The organism is Rugamonas violacea, assembly GCF_016461825.1.
Classification (GTDB): domain Bacteria; phylum Pseudomonadota; class Gammaproteobacteria; order Burkholderiales; family Burkholderiaceae_D; genus Rugamonas.
In genome coordinates this window covers 18,225-41,371 of sequence record NZ_JAEMNU010000036.1, presented here as the reverse complement: position 1 = coordinate 41,371, position 23,147 = coordinate 18,225, and the positions used below count along the sequence as shown (strand labels likewise).

Genomic DNA, 23,147 nt, shown 5'->3' with positions numbered 1-23,147 from the left:
CCCCCCCCCCCACGACCAGTACCTGGCCGGCACCGTGGTGGCGCCGGGCACCGCGCTGGCGCTGGCCAGCAGCGCGCTGGGCGGCGTGGTGCGGCAGGTGCACGCGGCCAGTCTGCAGCGGGTGGCCGCCGGCGCGCCGCTGTTGACCCTGTTCAGCCAACCGTGGCTGGAGCTGCAGCGCGAGTATCTACAACTGGCGTCCCAGGCGCGCCTGGCCGGCGCCAAGCTGGCGCGCGACGAGACGCTGTTCGGCGACGGCATCATCGCCGCCGCGCGCTTGGAAGAGAGCCGCAGCGCCGCGCAACTGGCCGGCCTGGCGGCGGACGAGCGGCGCCAGGCGCTGCGCGCCGCCGGTTTGGACGCGGCGGCGATCGGCGCGCTGCGCGCCGGCCGGCCGCTGTCGCCAATGTTGACGGTGCGGGCGCAATACGCCGGCACGGTGCTGGAGCTGCCGGTCAGCCCCGGCCAGCGGATCGAGGCGGGCGCCGAGCTGGCGCGGATCGGCCGCGACGGCCCGCTGTGGGTCGAGTTGCAGGCCTCGCGCCAACAACTGGCGCTGATCCGTGTCGGCGACCTGTTGCGGGCCAAGGGCTGCGGCAAGCTGCGGGTGATCGCCATTTCGCCGGTGGTCAACGGCGCCAACCAAAGCGCCCTGGTGCGCGCCGAGCAGACCGAGCGCGATGCCTGCCTGAAAATCAACGCGTATGTCGAAGCGCGTTTGCTGCGTGACGCGGCGGCGCCAGCGCCAGCGCCCGGCGTGGCGCCCGCCGGCCTGCGCGCGGCGGCTGGCGTCGGCGCATCAGGCGTATCCCGCACGTCCGGCGCATCGGGCGCATCCGGCGCATCCGGCGCATCCGGCGCATCGGGCGCATCCGGCGCATCCGGCGCATCGGGCACGGCACTGTCGGGCGGCGCGGTGGCGCTGCCGGCGGCGGCGCTGGTGCGGCGCGGCGCGGACACCTTCGTCTTCGTCAAGCGCGGCGCGGGCTTCGCCGTGGTGCCGGTGCGCGCCACGGCGGCCGGCGCCGACATGGTTTGGGCGCAGGGAGCTCTAACGGCGGGCGAGCCGGTGGCGGTGCGCGGCATCGTCGCCCTGAAGGGTATTTGGGCCGGCTTGGGTGCCGAGGCCGGCGCCGGGCCCGCCGCCAAGCCTGTTGCGCCGACCGGAGGCAAGTGATGTTGGCCCGACTGATCGCGTTGTCGCTGTCGCAGCGCCTGCTGGTGCTGGTGCTGACCGCGTTGATGATAGGCGCCGGCGTGCAGGCCTTCAACGAGCTGCCGATCGACGCCTTCCCCGACGTCTCGAGCACCCAGGTCAAGCTGATCATGAAGGCGCCCGGCATGACGCCGGAGGAGGTCGAGGCGCGCATCGTCGCGCCGATCGAGCAGGAGCTACTGGGCATTCCGCGCCAGGTGGTGCTGCGTTCGCAGTCGAAGTACGCGATCGCCGACATCACCCTCGATTTCCAGGACGGCAGCGACGTGTTCTGGGCGCGTCAGCAGGTCAGCGAGCGGCTGGCCAACGTGCTCAAGGACCTGCCGGCCTCGGTCAGCGGCGGCCTGGCGCCGATCACCACGCCGCTCGGCGAGATTTTCATGTTCACCATCGAAGGGCCGCTCAGCTTGATGGAGAAGCGCACGCTGCTCGAACGGACCATCCGCCCGCAGCTGCGCAACATCGCCGGCGTGGCCGACGTCAACTCGCTGGGCGGCCAGGTGAAGAGCTTCGAGGTGGTGCCGGACCTGGCGGCGCTGGCGGCGCGGCGCGTCTCGCTGGCCCAGTTGCAGCAGGCGCTGGAGGCCAACAACCGCAGCGACGGCGCCGGCCGCCTGGGCGACGGCGAGGAGTCGCTGCTGATCCGCAGCGACGGCAGCATCCACACGCTCGACGACGTGCGCGCCATCGCCGTGGCCAGCCGCGACGGCGTGGCGGTCACGGTCGGCCAGGTGGCGACGGTGCGCATCGGCCAGCTGACCCGCTACGGCGCGGTGACGCAGGACGGCAAGGGCGAGGCGGTCGAGGCGCTGGTGTTGGCCATGCGCGGCGCCAACGCGCAGAAGGTGGTCGAGCAGATCCGCGCGCGCCTGCTAGAGATGGCGCCGACGCTGCCGGCCGGGACCACCATCAGCCCCTTCTACGACCGCGGCAACCTGGTCGAGCGGGCCGTGTCCACCGTCACCAAGGCGCTGGGCGAGGCGACGTTGCTGGTGGTGGTGCTGTTGTATCTGTTCCTCGGCAACCTGCGCTCGGCGCTGGTGGTGGCCTGCATCCTGCCGCTGGCCGCGCTGGGCACCTTCGTGTTGATGAACGTTTTCGGCCTGAGCGCCAACCTGATGTCGCTGGGCGGCCTGGCGATCGCCATCGGCATGCTGGTCGACGCCGCCGTGGTGGTGGTCGAGAACATCGAGGCGCACGGCACCGGCGCGCAGCCGGGCATGGCGCGCCTGCACGTGGTCTACCGCGCGGTGCGCGAGGTGGCCGTGCCGGTCACCGCCGGCATGCTGGTGATTATGATCGTGTTCCTGCCGCTGCTGTCGCTGCAGGGGCTGGAGGGCAAGCTGTTCGCGCCGGTGGCGCTGACCATCATCTTCGCGCTCGCCGCGTCGTTGCTGCTGTCGCTGACGGTGATCCCGGTGCTGGCCTCGCTGCTGCTGAAGGACCAGCACGGCCCGGCGCCGTGGCTGGTGCGCCGCCTCGACGCCGGCTACGCCCGCCTGCTCGGCTGGGCGCTGCCGCGCGCGCGCGGCGTCGGCGCGGTGGCGGTGGCGGCGCTGCTGTTGTCGGTCGGCCTGTTCCTCTATGTCGGCAAGTCCTTCATGCCGACGCTCGACGAGGGCGACATCATCATGCAGGTCGAGAAGCTGCCCTCGGTGAACCTGGCCGAGTCGGCCCGGCTCGACCAGGCGATCCAGCGCCGCATCCTCGAGCAGGTGCCGGACGTGCGCCGCATCGTCGCCCGGCTCGGTTCGGACGAGCTGGGGCTGGACCCGATGGGCCTCAACGAGACCGACAGCTTCTTGGTGCTCAAGGCGCGCGCCGAATGGCGCAGCAAGGACAAGGAGGCGCTGATCGAGGCGCTGCGCGTGGCCACCGCCGGCTTCCCCGGCGTGAACCTGAGCTTCACCCAGCCGATCGAAATGCGCACCTCGGAGATGCTGTCGGGCGTGCGCGGCGACCTGGCCGTGAAGATCTACGGGCCGGACAACCAGGTGCTGGGCGGCTTGGCCGGGCAGGTGCAAAAGCTGTTGCAGGCCATTCCCGGCAGCGAGGACGTGCTGACGGTGAAGAACGCCGGCGTGCAGTATCTGCAGGTCGACGTCGACCGCGTCGCCGCCGGCCGGCTGGGCCTGAGCGTCGAGCAGGTGCAGGCCGACCTGCGCACCCTGGTCGAGGGCCGCGTCGCCGGCGTGGTGGTGGAGGGCGGGCGGCGCCTGCCGCTGCTGCTGCGCGGCGACGACCGGCTGCAGCTGTCGGCCGAGCTGTTCGAGCAGTTGCGCCTGCCGTTGGCCGACGGCGGCGCCGTCGCGCTGTCGCAACTGGCCGGCCTGCGCCATGTCGACGGCCCGGTCAAGATCGAGCGCGAGAACGGCTCGCGGCTGGTGGTGGTGCGCGCCAATGTGCGCGGCCGCGACCTGGTCGGCTTTGTCGACGAGGCCAAGGCCGCCGTGGCGCGCGCGCTCAAGCTGCCGGCCGGCTACCGCGTCAGCTGGGGCGGCCAGTTCGAGAACCAGCAACGCGCCGCCGCCCGCCTGGCGCTGGTGGTGCCGGTGGCGCTGGCCTTGATCTTCCTGCTGTTGTTCAGCACCCTGCACAGCATCCGCCAGGCGCTGCTGGTGTTCGTCAACATCCCGTTCGCGCTGATCGGCGGCGTGGTGGCGCTGGCCGTCAGCGGCGAGTACCTGTCGGTGCCGGCCTCGGTCGGCTTCATCGCGTTGATGGGCATCGCCGTGCTGAACGGCCTGGTGATGATCACCTGCTTCAACCAGTTGGTGGCGCGCGGCATGGCGCTCGACGAGGTGGTGACGCAGGGCGCGCTGCGCCGCCTGCGGCCGGTGATGATGACCGCCTGTATCACCGGCCTGGGTCTGGTGCCGCTGCTGCTGGCCAGCGGCCCCGGTTCGGAGATCCAGAAGCCGCTCGCCATCGTGGTCATCGGCGGCCTGCTCAGCGCCACCTTGCTGACGCTGGTGCTGCTGCCGATTTTGTTCCGGCGTTTTGGCGTCGCGCCAAGCGCCCCATCCCTTAGCGGAGGCTCACATGAGCAACGATAAAATATACGACGCCATGCTGACGCTGGCGATTCCCGTCTCGCTGGAGGAGGACGTGCTCGACTTCCTGCTGCTGCGTCCGGCCTGGGCCGGCGGCTTTTCGGTGGTCGACGCCCAAGGCATGGGGCGCGGCGCCTCGCTGCAGTCGACCATGGAGAAGGTGCAGGGCCGCAGCCGGCGCAAGCTGGTGCTGATCGCCGGCGTGCAGGCCGACTTGCGCAGCCTGCTCGACGAGCTGGCCGGCGAGATCCGCAACCCCGACGTGGCCTATTGGATGGCGCCATTGCTGGACTTCGGGAGGCTGGCATGAGCGCGCCCAACAAACTGCTGCAGGCGATGCTGTTGGCGCTGGGCGCGGCACTGCCGCCCTACGCGATGGCCGCAGCGGCCAACGCCACCACCGCCACCGCCGGCTCCGGCGCCGGCGCCGGCTCCGGCGCACCCGCAGCGACTAGCGCGTCGGCGGACGCCGCGTCCGGCGCGCTGGCCGTGCTGCCGCCGGAGCCACTGGTGCGGCGCGCCCTGGAAAGCCTGCCGCAGCTGCGCCTCGGCACGCTCCAGTCCCGGCTGGCCGGCGTGGACAAGAGCCGCCTGCAAGCCGGCTCCTACGAATGGACGGCGCGCGCCAGCGTCAACCAGCGCAGGGTCGAGGGCGGCGAGCGTTTCCAGGAGCAGGAGCTGGCGCTGGAGCGCACCGTGCGCTGGTTCGGCAAGGCCGGGCAGGACCAGGCCATCGGCGCGCAGGGCGTGGTGGTGGCCGAGGCGATGCGCGCCGACGCCTGGCACGAGGCCGGCCGCGCGCTGATGAAGGACTGGTTCGACGCGCTGCGCGAGCAGGCAGCGGTAGCGCGGCTGGAGGAGCAGTTGGCGGTCACGGAGCAGTTGCGGCGCGTCGCGGCGAAGCGGGTGCGGGCCGGCGACAGCGCCCGGCTGGAGCAGCTGCAGGCCGACACCGAGCACCAGCGCGTCGCCGCGCTGGCGCTGCTGGCGCGCCGACGGCAGGAACAGGCGCTGGCCCAGCTGGAGCAGAACTACGTCGGCCTGCCGGCGCCCGACGCCAGCCGCCTGCCGCTGCCGCCGGCGCCGGTGGACGGCGCAGACTACTGGCGCGAGCGCATCCTGCACGACAACCACGAACTGGAACTGGCCGAGGCCGAGGTGGCGTTGTACACGCTGCGCGCCAGGCGCCAGAGCCGCGACCGCATGCCCGATCCGACGCTGGCCGTGCGCGCGGCGCGCGAGCGGGCCGGGCAGGAGCGCCTGATCGGCCTGACCTTGTCGATACCGCTGCCGGGCGCCGCCCGCGCCGCCGACCGCGACGGCGCCGCGCTGAAGGCGGCGATGGCGCGCGAACGCGCCGACCAGGTGCGGCTGCGGGTGCGCTCGGCGGCACAACGCGCGGTGATTGATAGCGTGCGCAGCCATCAGGTGTGGCAGACTGTGCGTGAGGTGGAAACCCAGGCGCGGCGCCAATCGGAGCTGATGATGAAGGCCTACCAGGCCGGCGAGTGCACGCTGATGGAAGCGCTGGGCAGCCGGCGCCAGGCCCTGGACGCGGCGTTGGCGGCGCAGACGGCGCAGGTCGAGGCGCTGGCCGCCTACGCCCGCGTGCAGCTGGACGCGCACGTCATCTGGGCCATCGATTGAACGAATCCGCAATTTGAAAACACCAGCACCAAGGCAGAACCATGTAGGCGCGAATTGGGCCGCCACTGTAATGGACCAACCCAGGAGAACCAAGATGAACCAATATAAACCGTCGTCACACCCCACCGCGCCAGCCTGGCGCTACGCCGCCCCGGCCCGTTTGCTGCACTGGCTGCTGGCCCTGTTGATCGTCGTGCTGATCGGCGTCGGCTGGTACATGATGGAGATCGAGGACGACCCCGGCAGCGCTGTCTACTTCATGCTGCACAAATCCTTCGGCCTAGTGGCGGCGGGGCTGGTCGCGGCGCGTCTGCTGTGGCGCTTCGGCCATCGGCCGGCGCCGCTGCCGGGCAACGTGGCGCCGTGGCAGGTGCGCCTGTCCGGGCTGACCCACGGCCTGCTGTACCTGTGCATGGCGCTGATGCCGCTGACCGGCATCATCGGAGCGGCCTTGAGCAAGCGCGGCCTGGTGTTCTTCGGCCTGACCTTGCCGCGCTGGTTCGTGCCGGACCACGATCTGGCCGAGCAGTATTTCGATGCCCACGGCGTCATCGCCTGGGTCCTGGTGGCGCTGATCGTGCTGCACGTGGCGGCCGGTTTGAAGCACCTGCTGGTCGACAAGGACGGCGTGTTCCAGCGCATGGGCTGAACGCCGGCCGGCGCGCGCTCAGGCCGGCTCGGCGTGCTCCACCAGCAGCTGCACCTTGGTGACGCCGTTGTACTCGTTGGCGTCGAGGCGGAAGGCGACGCGGGCGCGCTCGCCGAGCGAGTCGACGTGGCCGAACCAGATGGCGTCGAAGCGGCTGCCGTTCTTCTCCAGCAGCAATTTGAGGTGGCGCTCCTTCAAAATACGCTGGCTGACCACGCGGAACTCGTCGCAGAACACCGGCGGGGCGAAGCCTTGGCCCCACACTTGGCCGGCCATCAGCGCGATGAAGTCGGTGGTGTAGTAGGCCTCTTCCAGCGGGCCGTCGGTCTCGATGACGCGTTCGAGCTGCTGTTCGGTGAGCCAGGCGCGGCCGACCGCCTCGAAGGCTGCGGCGAAGGCGTCGAAGGCCTCGGCGCGCAGGGTCAGGCCGGCGGCCATGGCGTGGCCGCCGAACTTGTCGATCAGGCTGGGCGCGCGTTTCGACACCAGGTCGAGCGCGTCGCGCAGGTGGAAGCCGGGGATGGAGCGGCCGGAACCCTTGATCCAGCCGTCGGCGCCGGGCGCGAAGGTGATGGTCGGGCGGAAGAATTTTTCCTTCAGGCGCGAGGCGACGATGCCGATCACGCCCTGGTGCCAGCTGTCGTCGAAGACGCAGATGGTGCTGCTGGCGGCCGGCTCGAACTCGTCGAGGTGGAGCAGGGCGGTGTCCTGCATCTCGGCCTCGATCTCGCGCCGTTTCAGGTTGATCTCGTTGAGCTGCTGGGCCAGCGCCCAGGCGCGGCCCTCGTCGTCGGTGATCAGGCATTCGATCCCCAGCGACATGTCCTGCAGCCGGCCGGCGGCGTTCAGCCGTGGCCCCAGCGCGAAGCCGAGGTCGAAGGGGCTGGCGCTGCGCGGCTCGCGGCCGGCGACGCGGAACAGCGCGGCCACGCCGGCGTGCATGCGGCCGGCGCGCATGCGCTTGAGGCCCTGCGCCACCAGGATGCGGTTGTTGGGGTCGAGCCGCACCACGTCGGCCACCGTGCCCAGCGCCACCAGGTCGAGCAGGTGGTCCAGCTTGGGCTGGCTCTGCGCGTCGAACACGCCGCGCCGGCGCATCTCCGCGCGCAGGGCCAGCAGCACGTAGAACACCACGCCGACGCCGGCCAGGTGCTTGCTGGGGAAGCCGCACTCGGGCTGGTTGGGGTTGACGATGACGCGGGCGGCCGGCAAGGTGTCGGCCGGCAGGTGGTGGTCGGTCACCACCACCTCGATGCCGCGCCGGTTGGCCTCGGCCACGCCGTCGATGCTGGCGATGCCGTTGTCGACGGTGATGATGATGTCGGGCGCCTTCTCGCGCGCGGTCAGTTCGACGATCTCCGGCGTCAGGCCGTAGCCGTATTCGAAGCGGTTCGGCACGATGAAGTCGATCTCGGCGCCCATCGAGCGCAGGCCGCGCAGCGCGGTGGCGCAGGCGGTGGCGCCGTCGCAGTCGTAGTCGGCGACGATGCACATGCGCTTGTTGGCGGCGATGGCGTCGGCCAGGAAGACGGCGGCGGCGTCGATGTGCAGCAGGCCGGCCGGCGGGATCATCGCCGCCAGTTCGCTCGACAGGTCCTTCATGTCGGTCAGGCCGCGCGCCGCGTACAGGCGCGCCAGCACGGGGTGGACGCCGCCCTGGCGCAGCATTTCGGATTCGCGGAAGGGGTAGGTGCGGGTGGCGATGCGGGTCATGGCTGGAGGTTCTTCAAAGTGTGCTTGTGCCAGAACTTGCGCTGGGCGAGTTTGCTGGTGCTGAATTCGGCGCTGGCGCCACGGTGGTTGAGGATCAGCGTGGCGCTGCCGAGGCGGCCCGTTTGCAGCGCCGCCAGCAGCGGCGCGAACCAGTCCTGCTCCAGCTGCTGCATGCGCGCCAGCCATTGCGACCAGTCGCCGGCGATGCCCGGCTCGATCAGCGCGGCGCAGACCACGGTGGCCGGCGCGTCGTCGCCGCCGTCCAGCAGCTGCGCCAGCGCCACGTCGCGCAGCGCCGGCCGGGCCAGCGCCATCATCCAGGCCGGGCCGGCGTTGACCGCCAGCGCGTGGGTGGCCGCAGGTGGCGCGGCGCCGGCGCCGCCCCAGATCCAGAAGGAGTTCACCGGCGGCAGGCCGCGCGCCTGGCGCGCCTCGTTGACCGGGTGCTCGTACCACAGCATCTGGATTTCGTTTTGCAGCTTGCGGAAGGCGATCGCGTTCGGCCCTTCCGGCATCAGGTCGCTCAGGTTCATGCTGCTGGCGCTGTCGGGCGAACTGGTGGCCAGGCCGGCCCAGTCGTCGGCGCGCAGGAACCAAGTGCCGGCGTCGCCGTAGCGCAGCTCCTTGCCCAGCTCGGCGAAGTAGGGCTGGGCCGCCGCGAACAGGACGCGGCCATCGGCGTCTTCCAGCGCCAGGGCGCGCGGGTCGGCCAGGCTCAGGTGGGTGCGCGCCATTTGCACGTGGATCGGGTGGACGATGAACCAGTGGCCGTCCTGCGCCAACTGGCCGTAGCCGTGCAGCACGGCGCCGGCCAAGGGCGCGCTGGCGTCGGTCTCGGCCGCCGCCGAGGATGCGGACGGCTGGGCGCGCAGGCCCAGTTGGGCGGCCAGCCAGGATTCGTGCGGCAGCACGCGGGCGCCGCTGTCGCAGGCTTGCACGCGGCGCGCGCTGGTGCGCGACAGCAGGGCGGCCAGGGCCGGCGTGTGCAGTGCGCGTTGGAGGTCGGCGGCCAGTTCGGCCGGCGGCAGGGCGTAGGGCAGGGCGAGGGTAATTTGCTTCATGCGGCATTGTAGTGGAAATGCGTGCCCGGACGTAAGGTGAACGGCGGCCGCGCCCGCTTGCCGACGGCCATCCCTTGGCTCATTTTTGTTGTGTTTGTAATAAATCCAGGGCTTCTTGTTACAGCACTGGCATAGGGCAGTCCCGGGGTTTCACGCATGGAACGCTGTTTATATGGCACACTGCGGGCTCACACGTTTTCACCGTCTTTGGAGCCCATGAGTATTATCCAGAATCTGCCGTTCGAATGGCTGGTCGGCCTGCGCTACACCCGCGCCGGCCGGCGCAGCGGCCGCAATAGCTTCATCTCCTTCATCTCGCTGATCTCGATGGCCGGCATCGGCCTGGGCGTGGCGGCCCTGATCGTCGTGCTGTCGGTGATGAACGGCTTTCAGAAGGAGGTCACCGACCGCATGCTGTCGGTGCTGGCCCACGTCGAGATCTTCGACGCCCGCGGCGCCATGCCGAACTGGGTCGCCGCCGCCGCCGAGGCGCGCCGCAATCCCGAGGTGACCGGCGCGGCGCCCTTCGTCGAGACCCAGGGCATGCTGGTGCGCGACGACGTGCTGCGCCCATCGATCATCCGTGGCGTGCTGCCGGAGCAGGAGCCGAACGTCTCCGACGTCGCCTCGCAGGTCAAGCGCGGCAGCTTCAACGCGCTGCAGCCGGGCGCCTACAACATCGTGCTGGGCATCGAGCTGGCGCGCGCGCTGCGCGTCAACCTGGGCGAGAAGGTCACCCTGGCGCTGGCGCAGGGCCAGGCCACGCCGGCCGGCGTGCTGCCGCGCATGCGCTCGTTCACCGTCACCGGCATCTTCGAGGCGGGCCACAACGAGTTCGACTCGGCGCTGGCCTTCGTCCACATCACCGACGCGGAAAAACTGCTGCGCCTGGACGCGCCGTCCGGCTTGCGTCTGCGCCTGGTCGACATGCACCGCGCGCCGCAGGTGGCGCTGGATTTGAAACGCAGCATGTCGGGTGACCTGATCATGCGCGACTGGTCCAAGCTCAACGCCAACTGGTTCGCCGCCGTGCAAACCGAGAAGCGCATGATGTTCATCATCCTCACCCTGATCATCGCGGTGGCCGCCTTCAACCTGGTCTCGACCCTGGTGATGACGGTGACCGACAAGCAGGCCGACATCGCCATCCTGCGCACGCTGGGCGCCTCGCCCCGCTCGATCATGAAGATTTTCATGATCCAGGGCGCGCTGGTGGGCATTTTGGGCACCTTCTGCGGTGTGGCGGGCGGCGTGCTGGTGGCGCTCAACGTCGACGTGATCGTGCCGTTTATCGAACATTTATTGGGAGTGCAGTTCTTGTCGAAGGATATCTACTACATCAGTTCGGTGCCGTCCGACCTGCGCTGGCCGGACGTGTGCAAGATCGGCGGCGTGGCCGTGGTGCTGGCCTTCCTCGCCACCATCTACCCGAGCTGGTGGGCCGCCCGCGTCAAACCTGCGGAGGCGCTGCGCTATGAGTGATCTGAACCAATCGCCCACCTTCGACACAAGCACCCCGGTGCTGTCCTGCCGTGGCCTGGGCAAGACCTTCACCCAGGGCAGCTATTCGGTGCAGGTGTTGAACGGCATCGACATCGACGTGCGGCGCGGTGAGCGCGTCGCCATCGTCGGCGCCTCCGGCTCCGGCAAGTCGACCCTGCTGCATCTGCTCGGCGGGCTGGACACGCCGACGCGCGGCAGCGTCACCCTGCTGGGCCAGGACTTCGCCAGCCTGAACGAGAAAGCGCGCGGCGACCTGCGCAACGCCTCGCTCGGCTTCGTCTACCAGTTCCACCACCTGCTGCCGGAGTTCACCGCGCTCGACAACGTCGCCATGCCGCTGATGATACGCCGCGTCAAACGCAGCGAGGCGAGCAGCGTGGCGCAGCAGATCCTGGCACGGGTCAACCTGGCCAAGCGGGTCACCCACGTGCCGGGCGAATTGTCCGGCGGCGAGCGCCAGCGCGTCGCCCTGGCGCGCGCGCTGGTGACGCAGCCGGCCTGCGTGCTGGCCGACGAGCCGACCGGCAACCTCGACCACGCCACCGCGCAGACCATCTTCGATCTGATGCTGGAGCTGTCGCGCACCCTCGGCACCGCCTTCGTCATCGTCACCCACGACATCGAACTGGCGCGCCGCTGCGACCGCATCCTGCGTCTGACCGACGAGGGCCTGCAGCCGTATCAGGAGTAAGCATGTGGATCGACACCCACTGTCATCTGGACGCGCATGAATTCGGCGGCGAATCGGCGGCGCAAGCGGCGCTGGCGCGCGCCGAGGGCGTCGGGATGATCGTGGTGCCGGCGGTGGAGCGGGCCAATTTCGACGTGGTGGCCGGGCTGGCCGGCGGCATCGACAACGCCTGCTACGCGCTGGGCATCCATCCGATCTACGTGCCGCAGGCCAGCGAGGACGACCTGCTGGCGCTGCGCGCACGGGTAGGCGCCGCCATGGCCGACAGTCGCATGGTGGCGATCGGCGAGATCGGGCTGGACTTCTTCATTCCGATGCTGAGCGAGCCGGCCATGCGCGACAAGCAGATCCACTTCTTCCGCGAGCAGTTGCGCATCGCCCGCGACTTCGAGTTGCCGGTGCTGATGCACGTGCGCCGCTCGCAGGATGTGGTGCTCAAACACGCGCGCCAGATCCGGCCGGCCGGCGGCATCGCCCACGCCTTCAACGGCAGCTTCCAGCAGGCGCAGGGTTATATCGACCTCGGTTTCAAGCTCGGCTTCGGCGGCGCCATGACCTTCACCCGCGCGCTGCAGATCCGCCGCATGGCGGCCGAACTGCCGATGTCGGCCATCGTGCTGGAGACGGACGCGCCGGACATTGCGCCGAGCTGGGTCCACCCGGGCCGCAACAGTCCGGACCAGATTCCCCGCATCGGCGCCGTGTTGGCCGAGTTGCGCGGCCTGTCCGTCGACGCGGTGGCCGCCGCCACCGGCGCCAACGCCCGCGCCGCGCTGCCGCGTATGGCGGCCTTGCTATGAGGTAGTTGCCGGCTCGCGCGCCTGCATCAACCAGGTGCGCGGCGACATGCCCAGGCGCTGCGTGAACGCGCGGGACAGCCCGGAGGCGTTGGCATAGCCGAGTTCGTCGGCGATCAGCTTGACCGCGCGTCCCTTTCTCAGTTGGGCCTGGGCGATGCCCAGCCGCCAGTCGGCCAGATAGTCGGCCGGGGTCTGTTCCATGCAGTGCTTGAAGCGCAGCGCGAAGGCGCTGCGCGACATGCCCGCCGTGGCCGCCATCGCTTCCAGACTCCAGGGCGCGCCCGGTTGCTGGTGCAAGGCGGTCAGCACGCGGGCGAGGGCGGGGTCGGCCAAGCCGGCGATCAGGCCGAAGTCGACGCCCGCTTCGCCGGGATGGTCCAGCAACCAGCGCAAGACCTGTAACAGCACCACGTCGAACAGGCGGTCGGCCATCAAGCGGTGGCCGCAGCGCACCCGGTCGGTTTCGCGAAACAGCAAGGCGAGCGTGGCATCGAGTCCGTCGATCCGCTGCAGCGGCACAATCAGTTGCGGCGGCAGGGCGCGCACCAGGGGATGGCGGTGGGCGCCGTCGAAGTCGAGCGTGGCGCAAGTGAAGTCGGGGCCGTCGGCCGGCGCGTTGTGGAAGGTGTGCGTCAGCGCGCGCGGGTAGAGCAACAGGCTGGGCTCGTTGACGACGATCCTGGCGCCGCCCGGACCCGCAGGCGCGGCCAGTTCCATGCTGCCCTTGCGCAGCACATGCAAAAATCCCCGTCCCGCTTGCGCCGCAAAATGGCTGACGCCGCACAGGGGGCCGGAGTGGAAGAGGTGGGCACGCACGGGGAAACGGTCGAGCAGGGCGGCGAGTCGGTCTAGGGGGGCGGCGGCGGGGATGGCCATGGTGTGGACGAATTGGTATGAAAAATGGATAAATTGAATCCTATCACGTCGAGGTCTGGCTCACACTGGCTCTGTTGTCTCCTTAACCTCACGAAAGATAGTCATGACATTACAGCGCTGCATTTCCCTCATTTCCTGCGCCGGCGTGGCCTTAGGCGTGGCCGCGACGGCCCAGGCCCATGGCGAGCACAACGGTGGCATCCAGGTCAAACCGCAGGCCGGCACGGCCGCGCCCTTCGATATTGTGCACGCGAAGATCGTCACCGAAGGCAATGTGGCGGTGTTCCACATGCACGTTTCCGGCGCCGCCGGCGCGAACAAGCCGAGCGCGACGGGACAGCTTGGCGGCAGCACGGTGTTTTCCTACGTCTGGCCGACGACGATGGACCCGGCGGTCGTCGGCTTCGATGCCGGCAGCGGCATTCTGGCCTTCGCCGTGACCTCGCACCCCGATTTCGACGACACGCCGCTATTCCCCGCCCCCTTGGGCGCCTGGCATTCGCATTGGGTGGTGCTGAAGCCGGACCAGGCTTGCGGCAAGGGCGCGTTGAAGGTGGTCGATATTCCGAGCGGCAGCAAACCGCACCTGCCCAAGACTTGGCCCGGCCTGCCCATCCTGATCGACAGTCCCGGCTGGAGCCCGAGCTTCAAGGGCGGAACGGTGGAAGTGCGGGTGCCGTTCGACGACATCGGCGTCGTGCAGGAGGCCGGCTTCGACGGCGTGACCGCCGCGCTGCGGGTCAACGCCAGCGTGCACAATCCGCTGCTGTGCGTGGCCGACGTGTTCAAGGTCGCGTCCGGGAATTTGTCGCTGCCGGGGAAAGTGAACCACTAGCCGGTGCTTGGCCGGAGGGCGCGCGCCTTGCGCTCTTCGGCCTCGCCGCCGCCGGCGCCAACGCCCGCGCCGTCGCCGTCGCGCATGGCGGCCTCGCCGGGCGCCGCAACGGCCGCCGCAACGCCGCGGCACTGTGGCTTATTTGCAGTGGCCGCCGTCCGGCAGGCCGCAGACGATCGCCTGCGCCACATCGGCGTTCTGCAGGTAGCCGGTGTGCGCCGCGTAGGGGTTTTCCAGCAGGCCGAAGTAGGTCTTGTCGTTGGAGACCAGGACGTTGGCGATGGCGACCTTGCTGCTGTCGTAGTGGGCCGGCAGCAGCAGGTAGGACAGCAGGTCGTTCGGATCGGTGAAGGCCACCAGCGTCAGCGGCCTGACGATGCTGCGCCGCTTCGGCAACTGGTCGAGGAACTGGCTCAGCGAGTCGGTGCGGCGCATCTGTTTGTTCTCCAGCGCCAGGCGGGTGGCGCGCTCGGCCAGGCTAAGCAGGGGCAGCTGGTTGGCGGCCATGTACAGGGTGGCGATGCGGTCGGCCAGCGTGTTGGCGGCCCGCTTGCCGCGCGTCTCCTCGTTCTGGAGCATGCTGTTGAGCGCGTCGAAGGTCATCTTGCTGCCGAGGCTTTCGGCCACCAGGACCAGCGGCACGGCCGCGCCGTCGTCGCGGCCGGCCTTGGCCTTGTCCTCCATGACGTTGGTGATGGCGGCAACCAGCGCCTTGCCGATGACGTCCTTGCTGTCGCCCTGGTAGATGATGGCGTCGGACAGGCAGTCGTTGAGCAGCGTGTCCTTCAATTTGCCGTTGACACTGGCGCGCTGCGGTTTGCATTCGGCGTCGACGGCGCAGTTGGTCGGCGTGCCGGTGTCGTCGTAGGCGAGCAGTTGCTTGAGCGGCGCCGTCAGGCCGGACCAGATCAGCGCGTTGAAGCGGATCGTGCCGCCGCCGACCTTGGTGGTGGCGGTCACCACCTCGATCTCCTGGCCCGACGGGGCGGCCTTGTCGGTCGGCGCGGGCAGCGGGATGTAGGCCTGGTCGGCCGCCTTGGCCATGATGTTGATGGTGTTGACCGCCCATTGCCGGTTGTGGGTGCACATGCCGTGGATCAGGATGACGTCGAGCTGCTTGTTCGGACTCTCCGCCAGCAACTGCGCCATGCCGGCGAAGGGTTTGCTGTCGCGCACCGTGACGGGGGGATGGAAGGGGGTGGTGCAGGCGCTCAGTAGCAGTATGCCCAGCAGGGTGAGGATTTTTTTCAATTTGATTTCCTTTCAGCGGGCACTTGAGTCGACGGCCTCTCGGTCGACTCGTTTTTGTCAGCGTTGCGCTGCCATAGTGCGCCCAACTTCCGGAAAAAATTCTCACCCATTCTCACTTTGACGGCGGATGGTTTGCGCGTTTCGGCATGCGCGCGCTGCGGCGCGTCTCGCGCCACAGCGCGGACCTGTCGCTACGGCTTGCGGACTACCAGTGGCCCATTTTCTCGTTCATGGTCTTGATCGCGTCGAGCTGGTAGGCCCGCGCGTTGGTGGTGGTGATGTTCCAGGTGGCGTTCTGGTGTGTCAGATCGTAGACCCACAGCGAGGACATTTGCACCCGGTTGGCGAGGATGGCGGCGGCGACCTGGTCGAACTTGCCATGGTTGCCCGCCGTCGCCGTCACCTCGATCGCGCCGAACTCGCCCAGGAACAGGGGCCGGCCATCGATCGCCGACTGGGCCATGGCGGCGGCGATGATGTCGTTATAGGTGCTGTAAAGACTGCCGAAGTATTTCCCCTCCGCCGTCTGATACAGATGGATGGACAAGGTGTCGAGGGGCGCCGGGTCGTTGCGGCTCATCATGGCGCCGAATTGCGCCGGGGTGTCCTGCGCCCAGCTCAGCGGTGTCAGGCTGAGATGGTAGGCGCTCTGCTGCGGACGGTCGTTGCCGCTGAAGATGGGTGTGCGGCTGTCGATCGAACGCACGGTGGTGGCGAAGTCGGCCAATGCGTTGATGATGGTCGCCGGGACGATATTGTCGGCCGTGGTGCGCAGTGGCGATTGGTTCGCCGGGGAACTCGGCATCCATTGGCTATTGTCATTGGGCAAGTCCATCAGGGCGTTGGCTTCGTTGGCAAATTCCCAGGCCCACAAGGCGCGGTGATCCTTGTAGCGCGTGACGATTTCGGTCGTGATGCTGCGCATCAACTTGCGGGTCTCGCTATTGTGGTCGCCCCAGGCGGGCATATGTTCGCCCTTGATGTCGGCATACGCCGTCCAGTTGAAGAACAAGTCGAGCACCACGCCGATGCCCTGGGCGGCGGCCTCGTCCATGAAGGCGTCGAGCCGCGCGTAGAACACCGCTTTCCGGTTCAGATAGTTGGCATTGATGTCGTTGGGATAGAAACCGGTCGTGCCGATGCGGATGAAGGGGACGTTATAGCTCTTCAGCGTCGCCAATCCGGTCTTCCACGTCATGTCGTTGCCATTGGCCGCGTAGCGCGCGAAGGCATCGTGATAATTGATGCCGACGCCATAATAGGGCTTGCCGTCCTTGATGAACTGGCCGTTGCTGACGCTGAGGGGGCCGGCGAACGCGCTGCCGGCGAGGAGGGCGAACACAGTCGCGGTAAGGAGCTTCTTGAGACGCATCGTGGTTGTTCCAATCTAAGTGGATGGATATTGATGACTGGTTGAAATATTACCTTGTTAGCATCATTAACTGATAACTATTTTGGTCGGGACGGGAGGTTGACGATGGATGCTCATGGGCGGAGGCGGCGCAAGGAGTGTAGCCGGTGGGCGTTTCGTCACGTTGCCGAGAAGGGGTCTATGGGCGGGCGGGGCAAGCGGAACGGGCGCCGATCGTGTGACTGGTTCAACCGCCATTGGCACGCTCGCGCATGTTGTTGCGGCCATAGGTTAGACCGGAACAATCCGGCGCCGGCCGGATTTCGGAGTGGGAATAATTCCGGAATCGGCATGTGCTGCCGGTCCCGGCAGTCAAGAAAAGAAGGCCTCTGATTTTCAAGGGCTTTTTTTTCGTCCGGCGCAGGCGTCAATGCAGTTGAACTGGGCTGCCTGATGTGTGGGCCTGGCCGGCATAACCGGCAGGTTCAAGGTAACACTCCTAGTGTTACGTGAAGATACTTACTGCGCCATCTACGTAGCCCTAAGCTGACCCCAAGGTATTCGAATTGCAAAGCGCCGCCAACATGCTGGTCGCGCTTGTTTGAATCCACCCAACGAGGATCGCTATGAACCAGACTCGTCGTGGTATGGGCAAGTCCGCCCTCGCTGCCACGCCATGGTGTATAGCCAGCTCCGCTTGCGGTGGCGCGCAAACGGCGTTTGTATGAAGGATGAAAGGGCCCATCGCTGGACGCGCCATGGCCCGGTGCACGCCGAGCAATGTAATACCTCTTCTGCAGTGTATCTGCAATCAACCAACCTTGAAGGAGTTTGAAATGAGCAACGCAACCCAAACCGTTAACATGATCAATTTAGCCTATTACAGTGGCGCGCAGGACGGCTGGAACACCGGTGGGGTGAACGGCGGTGAAAATGGATCGTTTGTAAATCCGGACGGCAATTTGCCGTATGGTTTCCTGCAGTTCGGTTCCATGGCCATCACCGATAGCATCCCTGCATCCTCTTTTCTGGTGGCCGCCGTTGACGGCGTCAATGTCGTCCCCTCCACCGGATGGACCCAGGTGTGGAGTACCGAAGGTGTGACTGGCGGGGAAAATGGCTATCTGTTTGTTCCTACTGCGCCGGCAGGTTATGTCGCCCTGGGTGCAACGTTCACCAATAACGGGACGCCTACCTTTCATGTAGCGTGTGTGCTGGAACAATTTGCAGTGCCAGGCACTGCGGTTGAAATCTGGAGCACCGCGGGCATCTCCGGTGGGGCCGACCTCATGCTGGGCATCGCAGTGTTAGACCCAAGCAACTTTACTCCGACCCCCGGTGGCACGACGATGATTCCTATCCCGACGGGCGCTTTCCTCACACTCAATGGCGGTACGGCCAATCCTGCTGCGAACATGCTTCAGCAGTGTGTTGGGCAGTAGGGGGAGAGCGTTTCCGCGCATGCTCGCCGCAGTGGCGGTGCCGTTGTCATTACAACACGGTCCGCCATCGCTCTCGCGCTGGCGTTCAATGGCTCCCCCGGCGCGGGCCTGTCAGTTGTAAGCGATCCATGCGGCAGCGTAAGCATGCGGGCCGCAAAGGTCATGTAGGTTCGAGCGTAGAGGATTTTCAGCAAACATCTCGTGTTTCGGCGAGCGAGCGCCGGTGGTAGCCGCTGACTGCCTTCCAGTGGCGCCGACTGTCGGCGGCGATGGCGTCGATCGCCGCGTTGCGCCATGCCGTGCCCGGTGTGCGTTGTGGCCAGGGCGCCGCTCCATCGCGCGGCGGGATCGACGGCTCGGCATTGCGCCGGGCGATGGCCGCGTGGCATTGCCTGGTGTCGTAAGCACTATCGCCGCTGACGATATCAATGCTCGTGTCTGGCGGGATTTGATCGAGATCGTGCGCGCGGCGCGACAGCGTCGGGTAGTTGGGCACGGGGCAAATCGGGAAAAGCGAGCTTCGTCATGCTCGTTGCGAAGCCCTGCAGCGCGCGCAGCGGCAAGCGAATTAGGCAAAAGATCAGAATCTACGCAAGTCCGGTAAACGTTAACAGCCCCGCTGCACGGCCTGCTGCGCGTAAACATCAGACGTCACTACTGACGCTTTATGCAACAACGCCGCTTCGGGGCGGAAGCGCCCGACTCCCGGCAATCGACTTGTGTTTTCATGCCGAAGTTTCGTATTTCAGCACCCACAAAAAAACGCGGCAAGCCGCGTTTTTAAGCTAAGTCTCCGGCGACTTGCCTAGTGGTTCCAGCTGACCTCGCCCGAGCCGGTGCGGTTGACGTTGCGCTGGTCGGGATTGCCGTAGACGCGGATGTCGCCGCTGCCGCGCAGCTCCAGGTCGGCCTCGCGGCGGGCGAACACCTGGGTGGTGCCCGAACCCTTCAGGTGCACGCGCACCTTGTCCGAGGCCAAATGGCGGGCGTCCAGGTCGCCCGAACCGGTCAACTCGGCGCTCAGATCCTTGCAGGCGCCGGCCGAGACCAGCCGCCCCGAGCCGACCATTTCCAGCTCGACCGCGTCGCTGTTGCCGGTGTTCATGTTGATGTCTCCGCTGCCGTGCACGCCGGCGGAGACCTGCTTGTAGCGGCCGTTGAAGGTGATGTTGCCGCTGCCGTAGAGCTGCAGCGAGACGCGCTCGCCACTGAAGCCGTTGATGGTGCTGTCGCCGTTGCCGCGCACGTCGAGTTGCTCGAGCGCCGGCAACACCAGTTCGACCTGCAGCGGCCGGCGGTGGTGCAGCAGCATGCCCTTGGTGCCGATGTGCAAGGTGCCGCCTTCCTGCACGGTTTCGATATTGCCCAGCAGGCGTTGTTCGCCGCGCACCTTGAGGAAGGGCGTGCTGCCCTGGCGCAGGGTCAGGTCGATCGGGCCGTTCAGCTCGACGATGGTGACGTTGCGGCCGACAGTGCGCACTTCGCTGGCGGGCGCCCGGCCCGCCGCGCTGGACGGGTTGGCGCTGCCGTAGGCGCGCAGCATGCTGTACGAAATGCCGATCAGCACGAAGGCCAGCAGCAGCATGCCGACGCCGAGTTTGATTAGCGAGCGCATGGGCGGCCCTCCTGTTTGCTGGCGGACGGGCGCATCATCGCCCCCTCAGCAGCGAAAAATTCATCGCCGCATAGCGTTTGGCGCCGAGCACCGTGTAGCGCGTCACCACCACGCTGACCATCGACAAGACGATGCCGGCCAGCACCAGGCCGAGGCCGACGAAGGTTTGCGTGCTGCGCGCTCCGCTGTCGAGTTCGGTGGTGATGTGCAGGCCGCCGCCGGCCACCGCTTCGGCCCGCTCCAGCAGCTTGGGCTTGCTGCCGTCGTCCGGCCGCGCCGAGGCCGTCTTGGGATCGCGGTAGATCTGGATGCCCATTTCGTTGATGGCCATTTTGGCCTGGGCCAGGTCGTCGTCGTCGCCGTCGTTGTCGATGATGAGGTGGCGCAGCGGTCCCTCCAGCACCAGTTCGTTCTGGCCGGACAGGGCGCTGGCCGTCACGGCGATGCCGCTGACGTAAAACGTCATCGCCGAAATGTAGACGGTGAGCAGCAGGCAGCCGTACACCATCGCCGGGATCAGCATGAACAGGTTGAAGATGGCCAGGCCGATGAAGGACACCAGCATGCGCGCCAGGCTGACCGGGTTCTTGCTCTGCGTGAAACTGTTGAGGTGGCGGTTGGCGCGCAGGGTCATGGCGATCTTGCGCGGCTCGTCGAGCTGGGCATGGATCTCCGCCTCGCTCAGGCCGGCGGCCAGGCCGTCGATGAAACGCTGCTCGTAGTAGGCCAGGGTCTTGGCCACGGTCTCCGGCGGCAATCCCGCCATGGCCCGTTTGAGCGCGTCGAGGTATTCCAGCTTACCCATGGTGTGCGCTTAGCTTAGTATTGCAACGCCGGCATGTTGCCCGCGTGCATGTGTGATGGATGGTCCGCCGTGCTCTCCGGCGCGCCAACTTCGGCGTGCACGATGGCCACGGTGCTGGCCGCCACGAAGGCGAGCACGGCGATGGTCTTGAGGCGGAGGCGGAGGTTCATGATGGTGTCCAGTCGTGCTGCGTGGGTCGATGTTGCCACTGTACGGAAACGGACGGCGGACGGACACCGGTATGCGACAGGCTGCATATTTGGCGGAGCAGACGACATACAGCGTGGATCAGCCGGGTCGGCGCGGCGCGTCCCACAGGCCGGCGGCGGCCGTCACGCCGCTGCGCACGGCCGACTCCAGGGTGGCCGGGTAGTCGCCGGCGGTGTAGTCGCCGGCGATGGCCAGGCCGGCCAGGCCGGTGGCGTTGGCCGGACGTTGCAGTCCCGGCGTGCAGGCGAAGGTGGCGCGCTTCTCGGTGATGACCTTGAACCACTGCGGCGTGCCCAGCTCGGGCCGCTCGAACACGGTGGCCAGCTGCACGGCGATGGCTTCGGCCAGCAGCGGCTGGGCCATGGCGGCGGCCTCGGCCGAGGCGCTGACCACCACCGCCAGCAGACCGGCCTGGGCGGCGTCGAGCTGGCCGCGGTCGAAGACGAACTGGCCCCAGTGGTAGCGCTCGGGCGCGTCAACCAGCGCGTACATCGGCAGGTCCAGGCGCAGCGCCGGGTCGTATTGCAGGTAGCAGGTGGTGATGCTTTCGGCCTCGAAGGCGGTCAGCTGGACGCACAGCTGGGCCACGCCGGCCTCGGTGTCGGCGATCTCGTGCAGCAGCACGGCGGCCTGGGGCGGCGCGCAGGCCAGCACCACGCCGTCGAAAGCGGCGCTCCAGGTGCCGCCGACGGCCTCGCCGCTGACCTCCAGGCGCCAACTGCCGGCGGCGTCGGCGCCGGCCTTGGCGTCGTCGGCCTGGCGTTGCAGACGGCGTACCTTGGCGCCGCTACGCACGGTGCCGCCGCGCTGCTTGATGTAGGCGGCGGCGGCGTCGGGCAGCAGCGCGCTCAGGTCGACGCGCGGCAGCAGCATGTCGGAGGCGGCGCGTTTGGCGCCCAGGCTGTCGCGCAGCACGTTGAGGAAGACCTGGGCCGAGGCGCGCTCGGGCGGCGTGTTCAGCGCCGCCAGGCAGAGCGGGCGCCACATGAGCTGGATCAGCCGGTCGGTCTGGTCGAAGCGTTGCAGCAGTTCGCTGACGCTGCAATCCTTGTGCAACTGCCAACCCATCCAGCGCGCCGTGCTGGAAAAACGCGCCAAGGACATCTTGTCGGCGCGCGCCAGGCCCTTGGCGCGCAGCAGGGCGACCAGCAGGTGCAGCGGCGCCGGCAGGCGCGGCGCGACAAAGTCCATGCCGCCGGCGTGCGGCGCGTAGCGCATTTGCAGCGGCAGATCGAGCAGGGCGGCCTCACGCGAAACGCCGAGCAGCGCCATCAGGCGCAGGGTTTCACGGTAGGCGCCGAGCAGGATGTGCTGGCCGTTGTCGAGCTGCCGGCGGTCGGTGGCGACCCGGCGGGCCCGGCCGCCCAGCGTGCGGGCGGCCTCGAACAGGGTGACCTGGTGGCCGGCGCGGGCCAGTTCCACCGCCGCCGCGCAGCCGGCCCAGCCGGCGCCGATCACGGCGACGTTCTTGCCGCCCATGCCATCAGCCACGAACGTAGGTCTTCCAGGCCAGCCACAGTTTGCGGATCGGCGTCAGCGAGATGCGCTGCTTGAGCACGTGGTAGCCGTCCGCCTCGACCTCGGTCAGCAGGGTGCGGTAGATGGCCGCCATGATCAGGCCGGGACGCTGGGCGCGCCGGTCTTCCTTGGGCAGCAGGGCGAAGGCTTCGTCGTAGGCCACTTGGGCGCGGGCCACCTGGAACTTCATCAGGTTCTCGAAGTTCTCGCTGTGGCGGGCGTTGAGCAGGTCGGCCGCCGTGACGCCGAACTGTTGCAACTCGTTGATCGGCAGATAGATGCGGCCCTTGCGGGCGTCCTCGCCGACGTCGCGGATGATGTTGGTCAGCTGGAAGGCGTGGCCCAGCTTTTCGGCATACACCAGGGTTTCCGGCTTGGTCGCGCCGAAGATGCTGGCCGACAGGATGCCGACCACGCTGGCCACGTGCCAGCAATAGCGTTGCAGCGCCGGATAGTCGAGGTAGCGGGTCTGGTTCAGATCCATCTCCATGCCGTCGATGATGGCCTGCAGATGCTGTTGCTGCAGATTGTAGGTTTGCAGATGCGGTTGCAGCGCCTGGGTCACCGGATGGCTTTGCTTGCCCTCGTACATGCCGGCGATTTCCGTGCGCCACCAGGCCAGCTTGACGCGGGCGATCGATTCATCGGTGCATTCGTCGACGGTGTCGTCCACCTCGCGGCAGAAGGCGTACAGCGCGGTGATGGCGCGGCGCCGCTCCGGCGTCAGGAACAGGAAGCTGTAGTAGAAACTGGAACCGCTCTGGGCGGTTTTTTGCTGGCAGTATTCGTCGGGGGACATGGTCAAAAATGCAAGGGGTGACAATCGAAGCCGCTATTCTATAGGGCGGCGCGCTTGGCGAGGGGCCTTTTGCTCCCCCGATCCGGCATTTTTACGTTGATTGTGGCGCCGA

The 23,147-nt window shown here is 67.9% G+C and carries 20 protein-coding genes and 1 pseudogene; 10 read left to right on the top strand and 11 right to left on the bottom strand.

The genetic code is table 11. The features are described from left to right. The 5 genes from H7U20_RS07525 to H7U20_RS07505 all read left to right on the top strand — a co-directional run. The coding region (locus H7U20_RS07525) for an efflux RND transporter periplasmic adaptor subunit (RefSeq protein ID WP_199518979.1) at positions 1–1,177 on the top strand (1,177 nt) is incomplete at its 5' end. Next, positions 1,177–4,272 carry an efflux RND transporter permease subunit gene (locus tag H7U20_RS07520; RefSeq protein ID WP_199518978.1) on the top strand — a complete coding sequence of 1,032 codons (3,096 nt, stop codon included), beginning with the start codon at positions 1,177–1,179 and terminating at the stop codon, positions 4,270–4,272. The genes H7U20_RS07525 and H7U20_RS07520, both read left to right, overlap by 1 nt. After that, on the top strand, positions 4,259–4,579 hold the full coding sequence (locus H7U20_RS07515) for a DUF3240 family protein (RefSeq protein ID WP_199518977.1): 321 nt from the start codon (positions 4,259–4,261) through the stop codon (positions 4,577–4,579). The genes H7U20_RS07520 and H7U20_RS07515 overlap by 14 nt, the downstream gene beginning before the upstream one ends. Continuing rightward, complete coding sequence (locus tag H7U20_RS07510) at positions 4,576–5,916, top strand: TolC family protein (protein WP_199518976.1); 1,341 nt, start codon at positions 4,576–4,578, stop codon at positions 5,914–5,916. Before H7U20_RS07515 ends, H7U20_RS07510 begins: the two co-directional genes overlap by 4 nt. A gap of 94 nt (positions 5,917–6,010) precedes the next feature. Continuing rightward, on the top strand, positions 6,011–6,565 hold the full coding sequence (locus H7U20_RS07505) for a cytochrome b (RefSeq protein WP_199518975.1): 555 nt from the start codon (positions 6,011–6,013) through the stop codon (positions 6,563–6,565). Positions 6,566–6,583: 18 nt separating this feature from the next. Here the strand turns inward: H7U20_RS07505 and recJ are convergent, their stop codons facing one another. Further along, complete coding sequence (recJ, locus tag H7U20_RS07500; protein ID WP_199518974.1) at positions 6,584–8,278, bottom strand: single-stranded-DNA-specific exonuclease RecJ; 1,695 nt, start codon at positions 8,276–8,278, stop codon at positions 6,584–6,586. Then, on the bottom strand, positions 8,275–9,339 hold the full coding sequence (locus tag H7U20_RS07495; RefSeq protein ID WP_199518973.1) for a hypothetical protein: 1,065 nt from the start codon (positions 9,337–9,339) through the stop codon (positions 8,275–8,277). The genes recJ and H7U20_RS07495 overlap by 4 nt, the downstream gene beginning before the upstream one ends. 216 nt (positions 9,340–9,555) lie before the next feature. Here H7U20_RS07495 and H7U20_RS07490 point away from each other — a divergent pair, with 216 nt between their 5' ends. Genes H7U20_RS07490 through H7U20_RS07480 form a run of 3 tightly spaced genes read left to right on the top strand, consistent with a single transcriptional unit; the run spans position 9,556 to position 12,333 of the window. Beyond that, a complete protein-coding gene (locus tag H7U20_RS07490) occupies positions 9,556–10,821 on the top strand; it encodes a lipoprotein-releasing ABC transporter permease subunit (protein WP_199518972.1) in 1,266 nt (421 codons plus the stop codon). Further along, positions 10,814–11,533, top strand: coding sequence for a lipoprotein-releasing ABC transporter ATP-binding protein LolD (gene lolD, locus H7U20_RS07485; RefSeq protein WP_199518971.1), 720 nt, complete (start codon positions 10,814–10,816; stop codon positions 11,531–11,533). Before H7U20_RS07490 ends, lolD begins: the two co-directional genes overlap by 8 nt. 2 nt (positions 11,534–11,535) lie before the next feature. Continuing rightward, complete coding sequence (locus H7U20_RS07480; RefSeq protein ID WP_199518970.1) at positions 11,536–12,333, top strand: TatD family hydrolase; 798 nt, start codon at positions 11,536–11,538, stop codon at positions 12,331–12,333. Here the strand turns inward: H7U20_RS07480 and H7U20_RS07475 are convergent. Beyond that, a complete protein-coding gene (locus tag H7U20_RS07475; RefSeq protein WP_199518969.1) occupies positions 12,328–13,209 on the bottom strand; it encodes an AraC family transcriptional regulator in 882 nt (293 codons plus the stop codon). The two genes, H7U20_RS07480 and H7U20_RS07475, sit on opposite strands and share 6 nt — an antisense overlap. Positions 13,210–13,312: 103 nt before the next feature. Here H7U20_RS07475 and H7U20_RS07470 point away from each other — a divergent pair, with 103 nt between their 5' ends. Next, positions 13,313–14,044, top strand: coding sequence for a hypothetical protein (locus H7U20_RS07470; protein WP_233410566.1), 732 nt, complete (start codon positions 13,313–13,315; stop codon positions 14,042–14,044). 138 nt (positions 14,045–14,182) lie between these two features. Here H7U20_RS07470 and H7U20_RS07465 read toward each other — a convergent pair whose 3' ends face one another. Together H7U20_RS07465 and H7U20_RS07460 are read right to left on the bottom strand one after the other, a co-directional pair. Beyond that, positions 14,183–15,295 (bottom strand): hypothetical protein, encoded by a 1,113-nt coding sequence (locus H7U20_RS07465; RefSeq protein ID WP_199518968.1) that lies wholly within the window; start codon positions 15,293–15,295, stop codon positions 14,183–14,185. Positions 15,296–15,500: 205 nt separating this feature from the next. Further along, positions 15,501–16,667, bottom strand: coding sequence for a cellulase family glycosylhydrolase (locus H7U20_RS07460; protein ID WP_199518967.1), 1,167 nt, complete (start codon positions 16,665–16,667; stop codon positions 15,501–15,503). Between the two features lie 815 nt (positions 16,668–17,482). On the opposite strand from H7U20_RS07460, the gene H7U20_RS07455 reads away from it, so the two are divergent. Further along, a complete protein-coding gene (locus H7U20_RS07455; RefSeq protein WP_199518966.1) occupies positions 17,483–18,088 on the top strand; it encodes a Vps62-related protein in 606 nt (201 codons plus the stop codon). A gap of 205 nt (positions 18,089–18,293) precedes the next feature. On the opposite strand, the pseudogene H7U20_RS07450 reads toward H7U20_RS07455, so the two are convergent. From H7U20_RS07450 to hpnD, 6 genes and pseudogenes are all read right to left on the bottom strand, one after another. After that, positions 18,294–18,660 (bottom strand): annotated as a pseudogene (locus H7U20_RS07450) (transposase); the annotation flags it as partial. A 233-nt stretch (positions 18,661–18,893) separates the two neighbouring features. Next, positions 18,894–19,703: a head GIN domain-containing protein gene (locus tag H7U20_RS07445; RefSeq protein WP_199518965.1), complete on the bottom strand. Its 810-nt coding sequence runs from the start codon at positions 19,701–19,703 to the stop codon at positions 18,894–18,896. 34 nt (positions 19,704–19,737) lie between these two features. After that, positions 19,738–20,508, bottom strand: a complete 771-nt coding sequence (locus H7U20_RS07440) for a DUF1700 domain-containing protein (protein ID WP_199518964.1) — start codon at positions 20,506–20,508, stop codon at positions 19,738–19,740. Between the two features lie 14 nt (positions 20,509–20,522). Continuing rightward, positions 20,523–20,678 carry a hypothetical protein gene (locus H7U20_RS07435; RefSeq protein WP_199518963.1) on the bottom strand — a complete coding sequence of 52 codons (156 nt, stop codon included), beginning with the start codon at positions 20,676–20,678 and terminating at the stop codon, positions 20,523–20,525. 118 nt (positions 20,679–20,796) lie between these two features. Further along, positions 20,797–22,197, bottom strand: coding sequence for a hydroxysqualene dehydroxylase HpnE (gene hpnE / locus H7U20_RS07430; protein WP_199518998.1), 1,401 nt, complete (start codon positions 22,195–22,197; stop codon positions 20,797–20,799). 4 nt (positions 22,198–22,201) lie between these two features. Next, positions 22,202–23,035 (bottom strand): presqualene diphosphate synthase HpnD, encoded by an 834-nt coding sequence (gene hpnD, locus H7U20_RS07425; RefSeq protein ID WP_199518962.1) that lies wholly within the window; start codon positions 23,033–23,035, stop codon positions 22,202–22,204. Between the last annotated feature and the right edge of the window lie 112 nt (positions 23,036–23,147).

Bases quoted from the DNA above. Each gene is read 5' to 3' on its own strand.
- H7U20_RS07440 (WP_199518964.1), bottom strand. From the start codon at position 20,508: ATGGGTAAGCTGGAATACCTCGACGCGCTCAAACGGGCCATGGCGGGA.
- hpnE (WP_199518998.1), bottom strand. From the start codon at position 22,197: ATGGGCGGCAAGAACGTCGCCGTGATCGGCGCCGGCTGGGCCGGCTGC.
- H7U20_RS07475 (WP_199518969.1), bottom strand. From the start codon at position 13,209: ATGGCCATCCCCGCCGCCGCCCCCCTAGACCGACTCGCCGCCCTGCTC.
- H7U20_RS07505 (WP_199518975.1), top strand. From the start codon at position 6,011: ATGAACCAATATAAACCGTCGTCACACCCCACCGCGCCAGCCTGGCGC.
- H7U20_RS07510 (WP_199518976.1), top strand. From the start codon at position 4,576: ATGAGCGCGCCCAACAAACTGCTGCAGGCGATGCTGTTGGCGCTGGGC.
- hpnD (WP_199518962.1), bottom strand. From the start codon at position 23,035: ATGTCCCCCGACGAATACTGCCAGCAAAAAACCGCCCAGAGCGGTTCC.
- lolD (WP_199518971.1), top strand. From the start codon at position 10,814: ATGAGTGATCTGAACCAATCGCCCACCTTCGACACAAGCACCCCGGTG.
- H7U20_RS07445 (WP_199518965.1), bottom strand. From the start codon at position 19,703: ATGCGCTCGCTAATCAAACTCGGCGTCGGCATGCTGCTGCTGGCCTTC.
- H7U20_RS07455 (WP_199518966.1), top strand. From the start codon at position 17,483: ATGAGCAACGCAACCCAAACCGTTAACATGATCAATTTAGCCTATTAC.
- H7U20_RS07470 (WP_233410566.1), top strand. From the start codon at position 13,313: ATGACATTACAGCGCTGCATTTCCCTCATTTCCTGCGCCGGCGTGGCC.
- H7U20_RS07435 (WP_199518963.1), bottom strand. From the start codon at position 20,678: ATGAACCTCCGCCTCCGCCTCAAGACCATCGCCGTGCTCGCCTTCGTG.
- H7U20_RS07515 (WP_199518977.1), top strand. From the start codon at position 4,259: ATGAGCAACGATAAAATATACGACGCCATGCTGACGCTGGCGATTCCC.
- H7U20_RS07495 (WP_199518973.1), bottom strand. From the start codon at position 9,339: ATGAAGCAAATTACCCTCGCCCTGCCCTACGCCCTGCCGCCGGCCGAA.
- H7U20_RS07480 (WP_199518970.1), top strand. From the start codon at position 11,536: ATGTGGATCGACACCCACTGTCATCTGGACGCGCATGAATTCGGCGGC.
- H7U20_RS07460 (WP_199518967.1), bottom strand. From the start codon at position 16,667: ATGCGTCTCAAGAAGCTCCTTACCGCGACTGTGTTCGCCCTCCTCGCC.
- recJ (WP_199518974.1), bottom strand. From the start codon at position 8,278: ATGACCCGCATCGCCACCCGCACCTACCCCTTCCGCGAATCCGAAATG.
- H7U20_RS07490 (WP_199518972.1), top strand. From the start codon at position 9,556: ATGAGTATTATCCAGAATCTGCCGTTCGAATGGCTGGTCGGCCTGCGC.
- H7U20_RS07520 (WP_199518978.1), top strand. From the start codon at position 1,177: ATGTTGGCCCGACTGATCGCGTTGTCGCTGTCGCAGCGCCTGCTGGTG.